General features: G+C 59.2%; 7 protein-coding genes and 1 pseudogene. 3 read left to right on the forward strand and 5 right to left on the reverse strand.

Annotated features, from left to right (window positions below; genetic code table 11):
* Positions 1 to 314 (forward strand): annotated as a pseudogene (locus tag AC0C6X_RS26585) (transposase); the annotation flags it as partial.
* A gap of 389 nt (positions 315 to 703) precedes the next feature.
* Here AC0C6X_RS26585 and AC0C6X_RS26590 read toward each other — a convergent pair.
* From AC0C6X_RS26590 to AC0C6X_RS26610, 5 genes are all read right to left on the reverse strand, one after another.
* Entirely contained in the window at positions 704 to 3,028 is a 2,325-nt protein-coding gene (locus AC0C6X_RS26590) for a DUF262 domain-containing protein (protein WP_472956064.1), read from the reverse strand.
* On the reverse strand, positions 3,025 to 4,737 hold the full coding sequence (locus AC0C6X_RS26595; RefSeq protein WP_472956066.1) for a DUF262 domain-containing protein: 1,713 nt from the start codon (positions 4,735 to 4,737) through the stop codon (positions 3,025 to 3,027). Before AC0C6X_RS26595 ends, AC0C6X_RS26590 begins: the two co-directional genes overlap by 4 nt.
* 894 nt (positions 4,738 to 5,631) lie before the next feature.
* Positions 5,632 to 6,945, reverse strand: a complete 1,314-nt coding sequence (locus tag AC0C6X_RS26600) for an McrC family protein (RefSeq protein WP_472956067.1) — start codon at positions 6,943 to 6,945, stop codon at positions 5,632 to 5,634.
* On the reverse strand, positions 6,945 to 9,785 hold the full coding sequence (locus AC0C6X_RS26605; RefSeq protein WP_472956069.1) for an AAA family ATPase: 2,841 nt from the start codon (positions 9,783 to 9,785) through the stop codon (positions 6,945 to 6,947). Before AC0C6X_RS26605 ends, AC0C6X_RS26600 begins: the two co-directional genes overlap by 1 nt.
* Before the next feature lie 370 nt (positions 9,786 to 10,155).
* On the reverse strand, positions 10,156 to 13,494 hold the full coding sequence (locus AC0C6X_RS26610; RefSeq protein WP_472956071.1) for a TM0106 family RecB-like putative nuclease: 3,339 nt from the start codon (positions 13,492 to 13,494) through the stop codon (positions 10,156 to 10,158).
* A gap of 107 nt (positions 13,495 to 13,601) precedes the next feature.
* Between AC0C6X_RS26610 and AC0C6X_RS26615 the strand changes: the two genes are divergently transcribed.
* Together AC0C6X_RS26615 and AC0C6X_RS26620 are read left to right on the forward strand one after the other, a co-directional pair.
* The gene (locus tag AC0C6X_RS26615; RefSeq protein ID WP_472956074.1) at positions 13,602 to 14,489 is read left to right on the forward strand and encodes a helix-turn-helix transcriptional regulator; all 888 of its coding nucleotides are present in this window, start codon (positions 13,602 to 13,604) and stop codon (positions 14,487 to 14,489) included.
* A 235-nt stretch (positions 14,490 to 14,724) separates the two neighbouring features.
* Positions 14,725 to 15,183, forward strand: coding sequence for a hypothetical protein (locus AC0C6X_RS26620; RefSeq protein ID WP_472956075.1), 459 nt, complete (start codon positions 14,725 to 14,727; stop codon positions 15,181 to 15,183).
* Positions 15,184 to 15,268: the final 85 nt, after the last annotated feature.

Here is a 15,268-nt window from a genome sequence, read left to right on the forward strand (position 1 = left end):
CAGGGCTCTCGAGCGTTCGCCATAATGCGTGGCTTGGCCATGCGCTTCAACGGCATCTTGCGCAGCAGGAGCCCGGACGCGCTGGATGAATGGATCGACGATGCCATCGACACCGAGCTCACGGCAACATGCGTTTCGCCAGCGTTTTGCGCCGGGATATTGATGCCGTCAAAAATGCAATCGAACTCCCGTGGAGCAACGGTCAAGCCGAAGGGCAGATCAACCGCCTCAAGATGCTGAAGCGTGCAATGTACGGTCGCGCCGGCCCAGCACTGATGAGGGCGAGAAAGCTGCCGCTGAATCACAGAAATTGAGGATGAACCCTTTCAAGTGCCAAATGACACCGGCGAACATGTCGCCCAGTTCGGGTGTCGACTCCTATCCCTGGTCTTGATGGGAATCGAACCGAAACCCTCCGACGAAAATATCCCAACCTATTGAATTGAACCTCTTATAACGCGGCCGTTAGGCTGAGATAATTTACTTAGCCGCCCCAGATTGGTGAACTGGTGAACTCCTATTCACCGGCAAGCATCGCACCCGCGCTGTACGGTATCCGGCAGCCAAGCTGACCAAGCCGGAACTTAGGGCCTCGCCCAACGCTTCGGCCACGAGGAGTGGTAACTGCAGTCGATCCTGTGAACTCGTTTTGGTGCCCTCGGAAGAAGTTCCATCATCGTCCTTCGAGTTCCATAGTACTGCCTTAGTCTTCGCCTTTGATTATCTCTCTTACTAGGTCGGCCGCCATCGCGATGCGGTCCTTTCTGTCGAACACGGTGCCAGCGATGGTGGATTGAGGAACATTCAGCCTTCCATCGCCGTCAGCGCGGTGGTCGTCCAAGATCGCTTGAATCCTAGACTTACGGCCGGATTTGATGTGGAAGCCCTCTTGTGTAACCCGCATGAAGGGCCGATTGTTGGATAAGTAAAGACTCCAGCGACGATCGGCTTCGTATCCGGCATAACCGTAATGCCAGACTAAAAAGTATTTGTCTTGCGGCACTCCGGCCAGTTCTAGCACCGCGCGGACATAAGGGTCGGAGTAGTAACTGCTCAGCCGGGTTTGCTCCATCATGCAGAGGTCGAAGCCCATCTCGTAGCGCGACGAAATGAAGATGCCGCTCTTCCCCGAGCGCATGGCCGGGTATTTCGTCATGTAGTATCGCCAGTCGTATTTCTTCGAAGCCATAACCTCCCGCAGATAACCTTCCGAGATCTTGCGAAGGGCCGCTTCGATGTCAGCGAGGCCTTCGTCGTGAACTGCATCTAACAGCTTCGTCAGCGCGGCCTTGGTGTTATCGACCCGCTGTCTGCTCCGCGCGACGAAGAGGTCGCGCCAGACACTCGGAAGCGATGGACTTCCAAATTGAAAACGGTCGCCAGCGATCTTCTGCGAGTAGTCACCGCACGCCAGAAGCGCTTGCGATATCTCCTCGTACGACGTTTTTCCCGCGAAAAGAGCGTCGAACGCGCGGGCGCGTCGAATGAACACCCGCTCATCTACATTCAAGTCGAACATTGCGAGGTTGCCGCGAAGAAGATCGTGATCCTCGAGCCGGTACATCGCCTCGCCAAGTTCGACCGATCGACTCGCCGACAGGAAGGACGCTTTTGCGACTTCTTCCTCGACCTGTGCTCGGTTGAAGCTCTTGAGCGCCGCCAGATCTCCGCTGACGATGTAGGCCGAGACTTCGTCCAGAAGTGCGCGGAAAATCTCGACGCGGATTTCGTTTTGGGACGCGAAGATTACGTTCCGTAGGCAACGCATCCTCACGTTTATTTCGTCCCGCGAAGGGCTGGAATCGGCGACGATGTACTCAATGACCGCATGAAGCAGGAGAGTTCTCGGCAAGCTGAAGGCGCGGTTGCGCCCTTGGCTTAGCCCGTAGCTTCTGCAGCAATCGTCGAGCAGATTGACGTCGCCGAAGATGGTAACGCTGCCCGCCCTGTGTTCGTCGTTCGCGAACAGCGATCGAAACCACTTATCGATATCCGCCATCGTCGTTGCGGAAGCGAACACCGCATGGAGGCCGTCCAGCACCGAGAACAGGCAATTTTGGGCAGCAAGCGCGACTTCCGTTTCGGGACCTCCGTAGATCGCCTTGGCAGTGGCCTCCAGATCCTCGTCCGCGGGACGAGCATCAAGGCCATGACGCCAAATCGTGATGTCGGTTATGAACCTGAAAAGGCGCAGGAACTCTTCGTCGGCATTGTCGTTCGCCCCTCGAAAAGGCCAGATTAGATCCGCCCAGTCCTGATCGATCTTCCTCGTGAATTCCGCATAGCGGCCGCTTTGCTCGCCAGTCGCAGGTAACGCTTCCTCGAACTCTTTCAGGACCTGCTCAAATTGCGCCTTGAAGTGCTCGAATTCCGTGAGCGGCTTCCCGCGCGAGTTCATTTTGATGTAGAGCTCGTCGGTAAGTCCCATCTCTTCGAGCGAGAGGATTTCGAAAGTGATGCTGGGGCTGGCCTCGGACGTCAGGCGGTTCCATGCGACACGGCAGGCTTCGTCACCGACTTCGGCGAACATTGCCTGGATGTCGTCGAGTACCACCAGCATGGACTGAATCGTGGGATCCTTGCTCCACGAACCGGCGAACCAATGCTGGTCCCGAAGCCATTCAGAGATCGGCCGGTCGTTTAGTACGGGGCTGATCGTTCCGAGCTTCGCGCAAAAGTCGCGTGACGAAAAGCGTGTGTGATAGGTAAATCGCTTGATGAAATCCCGCTCTTCATCGGAAACACGACAGCGGACTGCCAAATACCAATGCAGCAGGTACAGCGACGTCAGCCGCTGTTGCCCGTCGAGCGGAATGAAGCGACCATCCTTGGTGTCTCCGTACACGAAGTCCAAGCTGATTTCTTCATCACCCGTCAGCGCCCGCTTGAGGACATCAAGGAAGGATCGTCGTATCCGCTTGACCTCAATGTTCTGCCGCCCCTGAGCGAAGTCTCGCTGGATTATAGGGATTTCGATCGTCGCGATATCCGAAGAACGAAGCATATTGCGGAACGAGGTTTTGGTCATTGTGCACCAATCAGATACCGTCCTACGCCCCGATCCTGCGAGATCAATGCCTCCAGGTAACTTTGCCGATCGTCCCGGCTCCACAAGTGCATTTGTTCGCTTCCCGCGTCGACGTAATACTTCAGAAAAACCTGCCTTGTGCAGATGGGTATGAACGCGCCCTTGCGGTCATGATCGACAACTTTCAATCTTTTCACGGCGAATGCTCGGTTGCCGAGACTGCTGTTGATAGATCTGGAAAGAAGAGCGAGGTTGGCGATTCCGTGAATCGAGTCGTCATCACCCTCCGGGCTGAGCAGAGCGGTCACCCTTCGCGAAAGCCTCGTGAACCTGCTTTCGGTTAGTTGAGTGGACAGAGCTTTCTCCACTTCCGAGATTGCGTCTTTTCTTTCGGAATCCAGAACCAGTTCGTCAAGGCGCACCTTCTCCAGCGCCGCCTTGCCATCCACTAGCCAATGACGCCATTCCTCGGCGGTAGTCAGCAATTCGGCATTCTGAGCGTGAATGTGTTCCAGAGACCACTTCTCGCTCTTATGGGCGTGGAAAGGATATCGCTCGGTCGAATGCTTGAGCCGCCTTACGGTCTCGACGTTGAACAGGAGCAGCACGTTCTCGCATTTCCGGGAACCGGTTTCATAGTTCAGCTCCATCATGCCTGCCGGGGTCAGCCCGATCGAACGGGTTATCAACTGATCGACGGCGCGGCCGAAGGCCGACTTCGTCTTCTCCAATTCCGAAAGATCCAGCAGCTGGCGCAGGGAAGTCCCGGTCGTTATCAGATAGCCCAGCTTGTGATAGAGATCGCGGTCCTCGTACCATTCTCGAAGGACTTGGTAGCACTGGACGATCGCCGCCCACACGCTCGACGAACTCGCCTTGGCTCGCCCGTCCAATGCGTTCTTGAAATGCAGGAACGTAAAGAAGCGGTCTTTTTCATCTGGCCGGCGTTTCGCCATGAGATCGAACAGGAGTTCGATACGAGTCGGATAGTCCGCACCATCGCTATTGCTAAGAAAAGCCCAGAACTCCGGCTGCTGAAGGTCCTGTTCGATAGCGTCCCATTGCGACCCGATTTCTACACGCCGCTGAAAATTGTGGGCGTCAAGATCCTTCGAAAGCAGCAGCGCCTTAACCAGTTCTGCATTGGTAAGGGGAATACGTCCGACGTTCAGGCGTATGAAGAGAGTGGTAGCATCGATGTTATCGGGTTCGTACCAGATGACGTAAACCAAGTTTTCGAGATAATCTAGGACCTTGAACGCTATGAGTTTAGAAGGCGTACCCAGGCGAGCCGCCGTCTCCGCGAACCAACTCCTGACGCACTCGAAGGCTTCGTGCATATGGTAGAAATCGATGTTGTCGTTCATGCGCTCCGCATCGAGACGCCGCAGATACTCCTGACTGGCAGGCCGCGTTTCGTACATGAGGGAAAACCGGTGACCGCACTCCACCCCGACTTCGGTGTTGAGATAGCGGTAGATCAGATAAAGCGTCGTGAGGCGTTGCTGGCCGTCGATCAGCTCGTAGGCTCTTTCGCCAGCACGTCGTTTCACCACTACGGGCTGCAGGCAGTAGTTGTCGGTCGGCGCGCGGCTGCCGTCAGCGTAAATGTCGCTCAGCAGAGCTTCAACTTCGTGCTCCCCCCAGCGGTAACCTCGTTGATAGGCAGGAACGAAAAATTCGCCTGCGATCCCGTCTTTTCCTCCCACCTTCTGAAGCCGTGGGCTTCTTACGATGGCCTGAGTAACTTCGTATGAGTCGGCTGGCACTGAAAACCTCGGGCGGCATGAGCTCGATTCGAGCGACCGCGTAACCATACCGGTCCGAAGACTTTTTTCAATCTTAGGTTAAACAAGTTCGCACGACCGAAAAGCGTCAGCGATGCGCGCATTTGCCAGGATTGAAAGTTCAAGTGGTTCCAGCCACCAACCGCTTCGACCCGAGCGTTGTGCAAAGGCAAGAATGAGGTGATTGTCGAATATGCTCTTCGAGATTCAACAAAGCCGATGGGCGTCGCGGAATACAGGCTCTCTGCAGTCCTCCCCTAGCCATTGCAGACAGAGCTGCCCACAGAGGCGGGTGCACGCGAATTCCCATTTGATGTCGCTCGTGAAGCTGCGCATAGAGGTTGAGCGTGAGATCCGCCTGCCGATGGCCGGCTAGGTCGGGGGCGAAACCGGCGGCTCTTGGGACTTTGCTGACAGAGTCCAGCGACTCGGGCTAGCCCCAAACAGTCGAGCGGTTCCGAAATGCCCTTCACGCGATGAACCGCGCAGCGCACAGAATGGACGTGGCGACCGCGGAAGCACTGCGGCGACCTGCTAACCCAACAAAGTCGGTGTTGGGCCGGCCCCGAGGCGAACGGTCTTACGGAAACCGTAGACGTCCTAAAGCCCCACGTCCCGTCGCTTAAGGTTCGAAGGACCGCCCTTACCCTCACCTGCGCGGCGCGCCGCAACTCCACGCCGTGTTCCCGTTGATACATTATCTAGCCGGGTGCTGGAGTTCAAACGTCTCGATGAAGATTTCTTCTCGGAGGACTGACGCCGTGGGAGGGGATATCAATTCGGATGGTAGATTGACGGCAGTTGCCTGCCAATCGGCTACCCCATAGCGTCAACCACGGCCTCGTCGCCGATGAGCAGCCGTCGGAGCCTAGTAAGTACATTTTCGCCGTTCGCCACATCGATGCTTGCGGTCTCGAGGATGGTTTCACGGCCAGTTATCCGGTGTCGAGCATGAACGAACTCTTCGCAGCCGAGCCCCGGATGATGCGGATATAGAAGCGTAAGGCGTGGCGCGCGGTAGAGGTGTGCGTACGCCATCATCTGGTAGACGTCGGCTTGTGAGACCCCTTGTTTCGGATCATCGATCCGGGGTGAGATCCGCTTCCATTTCGTGTCAATTACATGGGTGACAATGTCTGCGCGACGGATGAGGATGTCTGGCTTTGTCTGGAAGAGGCCTCGCTCAGTCGTTTCCGCGGACAGACAGAAAAGACGTCCGCCTTGCAAGGACACGGAAAGATCCGTCCCGGCCAAAGCCCGGGAAATCAGGCGGCCGACATATTCCTCGAACAATGTGTTCATCTCAAAAAGTAGTGCGGTGCCCTGACCTGCGCCGCCCGTCGTCGTCTGGTAGCGGCCCTGCAGGAAAAGCCGTGCCATGCCTAACAACTCCTGCCACCGGCGATTGGTACGGTCGATCACCACGTCATTCCATCTCAATGCAGTGGGCGGAGTTTCCGCGATGTCGGCATAGACGAAAGCCAGTTCGCGCAGCCGTTGCTGATTTGCAGAGCTCCTGGACGTTCGAGACAGATGCGCAACGGCGGCCTTCATGATCCGATTTAATGCCGTGTCCTCCGAGAGCTCATGAAAACGGCATGCAAGACGGGAAGGATTGACTGCGTGACGAGTGAACTGGCGTGCAACATCAAGCCCGCCGCGCAAGGCGCGCAGATCGTCTTCCTGCTCATTATAGCGGCGAGGTATTCCTTTCCGGACCGCCTCGGTCAGCTTGTCGCAGAAGATGCGGATCAGGATTTCGAGCAACGTTTCTCGCTGCCACGCCAAGTCCGTTACCGATCCGAGATCGACCTTCAAATTGAGCGCCACGGCCAGCATGTGGATCAGACGTTTCCGGATCGCCGCATTCTGATGATTGACGCTCTCGCCGGGCGCGACGTCGATTTTTGGCAGGATCTCCAGACTGCAGCCCCTCGCGGCCAAGATCCCAACGACGCCCCGCGCGCGCAAGCTGTGGCGACCGTGTTCGAGTACGCCGCTGCCTCCTCTGCCAGAAAAAGGTGAGCGTTGCGCCAAAGCTGCGAGCCGATCCGCGAAGTGCTCGTGGATCTGTCCGTCGCCATCACCGTAGACGAGTTTGTCCCATTCGCGGACCGTGTAGGATTGCATCAGGGTGAGAACTCCGAAAAATCGAACTCCGCCTTCACACTCCAGCGCAGCTTTTCGCCGCCGAGTTCATCGTCAGCAAACCCGGCCGGTGGCGACAGCTTCTTTGCTTCAAGAAAGTGTGCTTTCGCCGTCCCGGGTCCATCGCCAAGCACCGCCGCGACCTTCGACCAGTCCTCATAAAAGTACTCTGCCAGCAGCGGGATGACCTTGTGGCGCATCACTTCGTCCAAATCTGCCCGATTACGGCATCCGGTAAAATAGGCATGGCCGATCTGATGTTCGCGATCGAACAGATACTCGATCCGCTCGTTAATCGTGGTAAGCAGCTTGCTCAGATTGACACCGTCGAGGTTTTCCACGTCCAACTTTCTAGCACCCATCGCCTTCCGAAGTTCTGTGACGTCTGGCATCAATTCACGAAAGGCAAACCGGCGGCGAAGCGCGGTGTCGAGCAGCGCAATTGAGCGGTCGGCCGTGTTCATAGTGCCGATAACATGAAGGTTCGACGGGACGCCAAAGCTTGCCCCAGAGTAAGGAAGCCGAACCCTTACTTCATTTTCGCATCCTAGACGCTTGTCGACCTCGAGCAGAGTGATCAACTCGCCGAAGACCTTGGAGATATTTGCCCGGTTGATCTCATCGATGATTAGGACATGTGGCCTCGCACCTTCAACCGGGCGCTGCGCATTCGGATCAACAACAACGGTTTCCAGCGCATCCCAATCAACTAGGTTGGGATCCAGTTGGTATGCTGACTGCCGCCTGAAATTCTTGGGATAGAAAGCGGCCCGTTCTGCTCCGTTGTCATCGCGCCAAATCCATTCGACGCTTCGCCTGTGAGGGTGGAAGCTCGCAGTCGGGTCGAACTCATACTCACCCGTCACCCTCCCGAAGGCACGGTAGCTGTCTCTACCATCCGAAATAACGACATAATCGCCGATCTGAAGACCCGACCTGAACGCGAAGGTCATCTCGATATTGGGATCCTTGCCGGAGGCCTTGGGATCCTTCTTCGCATTCCACTCTTTTCTGATCTCTTCGAAGTCATCGAACCGATCGTCGGACCAATCAATGTCATCTCCCCAACCGATATGGATCAGCGACTGGTCAAGGCCCTCACGTATCCGGTCTTCCTGGCTCCCGCGCTGCCCTAGGGCGATTTTATAAATGGGCCGCGAACGATCGAGCCTCTTAGCGGCGGCATTTCCGGTGTCGAGCCGGGCTCTTTCGCTGATCACCTTGAAGACGCCGCCGTGCGCCTTGAGGCTGAAACCGCCCGAAGCCACGGTGTCGCCCTGATCGTCGTCGGCCAGCTCAGTCTCGGTCGTTGGGCGGAGACCCTCAACGAAATCTTCGTACGAGAACGACTGGTGGAAGGTCACGAACTCAATTCGACCCTCACCGGCGAGACGTCGGTATTCTGACATCAGCGCGTCACGGTCATCTCGTAGCGGGACCGCCGCATCATTTCCGATACAAAGCCGCACGGCTTCCCAAGCTGTTGCATAGGTTTTGCCGGTTCCTGGCGGGCCATAGAGGATCAGATTGGTGGCTGAGGGCATTTTGACCGATGGTTCTGATGTCATGCCTTGATGCCCTTCTTCCGTGACAAGCTGATACGTGAAAACTGTGGAGCTGCTAGGATTTGGCTCGGTATGGGTGGGCGTCGGGACGTTGGCGAGCTGCTGTAGCTTCCCGCCGCCTAAAGCGCTGCAGATGGCGGGAAATGCGTTCTGGAGGTCCATGTCTTTTGCCAAGTTCCCTGCTCGGACCGAAACTTCTCGCGCACCGCTCTCACGGGCTGGTTCGATGTAGTAGTTCAAGGCGCAGAGTCGAATCCGGTCCGCGTCACGGATCAAGTGATCATACTGCTCAGGTGGCGCGACGGGCGTGTCGTCGCTGTCGACAATTATGAAGCCAGAATTGTGGAGCTGGGCGGCAGCGTCTTTTGGCTGCCCCCATCCACCGTTCAACTCGGACTTGCCGCGCACAAAGCCGATGAGGGGTTTGGTCGGATAGACCCGCTCTTGCCGCTGTCGTGTCGAGCGAACCCAATAGTCGCGTGGCTCGCCAAAGCCGTCGAATACTTCACTGTGCTCGCCGGATTTACGATACGCGTCATAGGCATCCATCGCGGCCTCAATTGCCTTGCGAGTAAGCGAAGGCGTTGGAGCCCTGTCATCCTCCTCCTTGTAGCTGTGGACTACCCAGAGCGCACTCTGAACATCTATCATGTCACGCGGTGCAAGGCCGCGTTCGTCAAACGCTTGCCGCACCGCTCGCATGAACCGTTGTTCTTCGGCGTACGTTTCAGCCATGGACACGTGAGCAGGAAACTTGCTCCCGACCGCCTCAAGCCAAAGGTCCTGTCGGACGGTATGACGGATGTAGACGCCTTCATCCGGAGCAATGTGCAAAAACAAGAACTCGGCGATCTGTCGGGCCGCGTCGGTCGAACCCTTTGGTACAGCATCCATCCATGCGGCGACAAAGGCTTCAAGCGCCGCGGCGTGGTCCTCGGGTGCGCCGAGCGCCGTGCGGGCGAGATCTGAAAGCGCAGGCCAGAGCTTCTCCCGATTGGCATCGCCCTTGGGCGACATTGGCCAGTAGGCCCGCCACGGCAGAAGGTTACTCTTAACCAGAGCCGAGTGGATCGCATCTACGCACTGCTGTTCGGTGCCGGCTCTGGCAAGCGCCGAGCGCAACTCCGTAGCGACCTCCAGCTTGTAGTCGCGTTCCCCGGCATCGAAGTTTGGGTCGGGTTTGTCGAACCGGTCGAGACCGGGAAAGAACAGGCGAAGGCGTTCGATCCAGCGGGTCACTGCGGCCGGGTCGAGCATAATCTCCTTCGCGACGGGTTTCGCTCCTGGCGCTCCAGGATTACTGCCAGGAGGACCTAAGAAGAAGGCCAAGGTTCCGTCTGCTCGCTTCCGGGATTTAAACGCGACTTTTCCCTTTCGGTACGCTTCGGTAGCAGCATTTCGCTGAGGTCCTCCACAAACAGCCGTGACTTCCATCTGAGTTGCACCCTCAGGACGCCGGCAATACATGGTCCAAGCAAGTCCAACCTTGGTTCCCGCGTTCGCGCCAAGTTCCAGAGCCTGCTTGACCTCGGCAGCACTGGGCATCGGCCCGGCCCCTATCGGCCAGCCTCTATTGATGATCTTCGCCCACGGTGCGAGGTGCCCGGGCACGAGGGAGGGTATGTTCTCAGGATCGTCTGGCATCGGAACCTCCCTTGGCAGCCTGCTGGCTGTGGCCTCGGATCGTGCCCTGCCAGATCGGCAGCGAACACAGCGTATTCACCAGCCGCATCTGTTCGACCGTGTCGCACTTTGCCTCGCGCAGACGCGGCGCGCCGAAGACCAGCGCCAGCCCTTTGGCGCGCGAGACCGCCACGTTGATACGGTTGAGTGAGAACAGGAACTCCATGCCCCGCGAGGTTTCCTCGGCCGATGAGGCTGTCATCGACACAAGGCAGACCGGCGCCTCCTGGCCTTGGAACTTGTCGACGGTGCCGACGCGGATCGCCTCCGGCAGCGCCTCGCGCAGAGCATTGACCTGCGCGTTGTAAGGCGCCACGACAATGATGTCGGAGGGACGGATCGGACGGGGCGTGCCGTCCTTGTCGGTCCAATGACCGCGCATCAATTCCGCCGCGGCGAAGCGAATAGCCTCCACCTCCTCGGGCGAGGCCTGAGCGTTACCCTCATGCGCGACCGGCACCCAGAAGGCGCCGGCTTGCGGGAAGGTCGTGCCGGTCATGGCCTGGCGAGCAGTGTCGGGGTGGCTTGCCAGGCGCCCCTCGTAGACCTGCTCCGAAATAAAGCGGCAGACCTCGGGATGCATGCGGCGTGAAACGGGCAGGAAGATGCCGCGGTCCGGCGGCACGGTGGCGTGATCCCCCAGCAGCCAGTCGAGACAGGAGAGGTTTGCCGGGCGCGGATGCGCCCCTTGAATCACCTGCGGCAACTGGCGAGGGTCGCCAACAAGCACGATGTTGCGCGCGCACCGGCCCATGGCAACCATGTTGGCAAGGCCAACTTGCCCTGCTTCGTCTACGAACAGCCAGTCGAAGGACTCTACATTCGCATCTCGGGCAAAGAACCATGCGGTTCCCCCCACAATATGCGCGCCGGCTTCGGCCTCGGCATTGTCGGTTGTGCGGCGCACGCTGCAGCCGTCCGTGTAAATGTCCTCGCCCTGGCCGATCTTGTGCACCAGATCCAGCGTGACTGGCAGGTCCTCATCCTCAGGGGCGCTGAGGCAGCCCATCAACACATTGCGAATGGCCTCATGGCTATTCGAGGTGACGCCAACGCGCGCGCCGCGCCGAACGAGGGACAGGATTGCTCGCGCGGTGACATAGGTCTTGCCCGTTCCCGGCGGTCCCTGGATCGGCAGAACCGTACCGTCCATGGCCGCCACCGCCGCAATCGTGCCCGCGACCAGATCGGCGCCACCGAGCAAGTCGGCGCTAGGGCCGGTGGTCAGTCGCGGGCCCGCGCGGGACAGGAGGTCATCGACAGCCCGGTAGGCGCGCGGACCGCATTGGTCGGCGATCACATCGCGCAAAGCGCTCGCAATCACGGCCGTGTCCAGCGGCCAATCCGGGTGCAGTGTCAGCCGGTCGGTTAGTAGATGATCCTTGCCCGGCCCCGCCTTGACCGTTATCTGCCGCGCGCTCCGGTCCAGTTCCTCGATGCTGACCGTGGCAGGCGGCCCGTTGAAGACCGGCACCGTAGCCTTCTTTCCACCCCGCAGTTTCGTCTCCTGCGGCGGAAACCGATAGCTTCGCGCGAAGGAGCGCTTGACCGGTTCCACAGGGCCGATCGCCTTGAGCCCCGCTAGCGCGTCCAGGTCGTCGATCAGGTCATCTTCATCCTTGGCCGCGCTGTCGAACACCGCCCACTGCGCGGGCTTGACCTCGCGCTTGTGGAACAGGCCGAGATTGAACAGCATCTCTTGCCGATCCTCTGGCAAACTCGAGGCGGCCAGCGCCGCCCGCAGAGCCTGCGTGTCGGCGTCCTCTTCAACTTCCTTGGTGCCCGCATCAGCGGCAAGTTGCGGCCAAGGCGCTGCGGGCCGGATTCCCACCAGCCAATTACGCAACTCCTCAGTCGAGATGCAGTCGATGCGGTTATAATCCTCGATCTCGTCGAGGATCTGCTGGTCGCCCGTTTCGCGCCAGCGCTCGTAAGCGACGACGGATCCGCCCGCAGTCTTGACTTCTCCCTCGCGCTTGCGGCCGTAGAAGGCCTCCATCGACTTGATGGAATAGTTTGCCTCCGATCCGATCAGCGACCCGCGTACAACGGCGAACAGATCGACGAAGCGGCGTTCGCGCAGAAGGCGGTCGAGGAACGCCTCGCCGATCCCGTATTTCGTGGTCAGCCGCCGCAATGCGGTGATTTCATAGGCGGCGTAGTGATAGATGTGCGCCGCAGGATACTCTGCCAGGCGCGCGCGGAAGAACTCCAGCAATTCGGCCAGCGCCTTCGTCTCGGCCGCATGATCATGTCCCCAGAAGGCACGGAACTGACCGTCGCACCAGACCCCATGCAAGTATTCGAGGCCGCCCTCGTAATGGGGGTCGCCCTCTATGTCGTAGAAGATGTCACCCGGCTGCGGCTCGGGCAGCAGGTCGAAGCCTTTGCCGGGTTCCGGCGCACGCAGCTCGAAACTCGGCGCTCCTGTCTTGCGGGCATGTTGCAGCCGGGCCTGGATGACGAGCCGGTTGCGGGTGTTTTCCGCCATGCTGCGGATTGGATGGTCGAGGCCGGCCAAGGCTTCCATCGTCCGGATGCCGGCGGCCTCGAGCTTCTTCACCTGCCCCTTGGCGATATTCGCCACATTGAACAGGCTGTCCTCGGCGGCCCAGATGCTTTCGCAGTGATCTGCCCAGCGGCAGAGGCTGCAATCTGCAGTGGGGACCGGTCGCGTCGGCTTCGGATCGGCGACGAAGCCTTCAAGCCGTGCCCGCGCCATGCGGGCATAGGCGGCGTACTCGGACAATCGCAGGGTCGCGCGGGTGCCGTCACCTAGTTCGACATGGGCAAATTCGGGTGCCACGCCCTGAATCTCGGTAAGGAGGTCCGAGTACAGGACCAACTGCAGCACATGTTTGGGATGTGGCCGACGTTTCAATTTGGTGTCGGTAACCTCATAGCTGAACGGTCCCAATGCGGAGGGTTTCTCGACCCGCTCCAGAAAATCGGACCAGCCACCCCAGTTGCCCGAGTGGAATGCCGCCTGGAACACCACGTCCGCCCCATCGGTCAACACCGCGCGGGTGGCGGCTGCATCGCGGGCCAGGTCACCGCAGTCGATCTCTGCTACGGCCTTGCCGGCTGCCTTCAGCCCTTGCAGATGTGCCGCCTCATGCGCATCACCCTGTTTCTGCAAAAGCTCGGCATCTTCGCTGTCCTCACGCGGCTCGGGACCATTGCCCCGCATATAAGCCAAGTCCAGTGCCGTCGCATGGGGACAGCCCATGAACCGCATTAGGTCCGAGGCGGAAAATAGGATCTGGCCGTCGATGTCCCTCATCAATGCTCTCCAAATGAACATTGCTGCAACCTACAAGAGAATCGCCTCGACAGATTGCTAGATCATTAATAGCTTGCATGGATGTCAATCTCTGACATGGAGTGTCCATGTCCTTCTCGAAGGCCCAAGATCTGCTCCGGCTTGCCCGGATGGCGGCTACCCGTCGTGCCGGAATCTGCCTTGATGAGATTTGCGAGGAATTCGGCGTCTCGCACAGGACGGCGCAACGCATGACCGACGCCCTGGAGGAGACGGCGGTCGAGGCCCTGGAGATCGCGGCCCGCACGGCCGGCGAACAGGGTCGCTTGCGCCATGCCCAGGCGCTCGCGGATCTGCGGGACGGATTGCTCGCGCGTCTTGCGCCCAAGGATGCGCTCCGGACCGAGGCGGATGTCGAAGCGGTGCTGACCGCGCTCGGCCAAGTCACGCGCCCCGGCCCCAAGGTTAATCTTGCACCTGAAGTGCTCGATGCTGTAATCGAGGCCTTGCGCGGCCCGTTCCGGCTCCGGGTGAGTTACGGCGAAGCAGAAGCCCCTGAACGCGTGATCGAGCCCCATGGATTACTTCTGGGGCACCGCAGCTATCTCGTCGCGCGTCAGCCCTCGCGAGGGAACGCGCTGCTAAACTTCCGGATGGACCGTGTCCGCGCGGCTGAGTGCCTCGATGAGAGCTTTGCGCTGAAATCGGGATTCTCGCTCGAGGACTACGCCGCGCAAGCCTTCGGCGTCTATCAGGATCCCGCGCAGTATGGCGAAGTGATCTGGCGTTTCGCGCCCGCGGCCGCCGCGCGCGCCGCCGAGTTCCGCTTTCACCCGACGCAGGTGCTGGAGCCACAGGACGACGGGTGTCTGATCGTCCGGTTTCATGCAGCCGGATGGCTCGAGATGGCCTGGCACCTCTACCAATGGGGCGACCAGGTGGAGGTCATCGCGCCCGCCGGACTGCGCAAGCTGGTGGAGGGCCACCAGCGCTCGGATTTTGAAGCTTTGCCGTGACCGGATTTTGATTTGAGAAAGGATTATTGATGAAGGACGTCATTGACCATGCAACGCTCAAGGCCAAGCAGCGTGCTGTTCGAGAAGGATTTCCCGGAACGATGGGACTGCGCGTCCACCGGGCGATTAGCTGGATCGGGCGCGCCGAAGCCTCCGGCGATGACGACGACGCCGCTTCATCTTCCTCTGGCTTGCCTTTAACGCAGCCTATGCCGACGAGTGCGAATTCCATGCCGTGGCGCAGGGCGAGCGGGCAGCTTTCGTCGACTATTTCGGGAGGCTCATCGCGCTCGACGATAAGAAGCGCATCTACAAGGCGCTCTGGCAGCGGTTCTCCGGGCCCGTCAGGTTGCTCATGGAAAACCGCTACGTGTTCAACCCATTCTGGCAACATCACAACGGGATCGAGGGGTTCGAAGAATGGGAGGACCGCCTGAAGGCATCGCAGCGGGCCTTTGCGCAGGCGTTTCAGGGCGGTGACACCGCCCGAGTGCTGAGTTTCGTCTTTGACCGTCTCTACGTTCTGCGCAATCAGATTGTGCATGGCGGATCGACCTGGAATAGCGGCGTTAACCGGACGCAGGTTCGTGACGGCGCGGCGATCCTTGGTTTTTTGATGCCGGTCTTCGTCGATCTGATGATGGACAATCCCGGCCAGGATTGGGGAAAGCCGTTCTACCCGGTTGTGGCGTAATACGCAGGCACCCAACCGAAAACGATATAGTGCCGATGCGCCGAGAAAATCTGAGACCCGTCGTATGGGAGGATGGTGAACGTGC

The sequence above is a fragment of the Ensifer sp. VA4 genome (assembly GCF_055710065.1).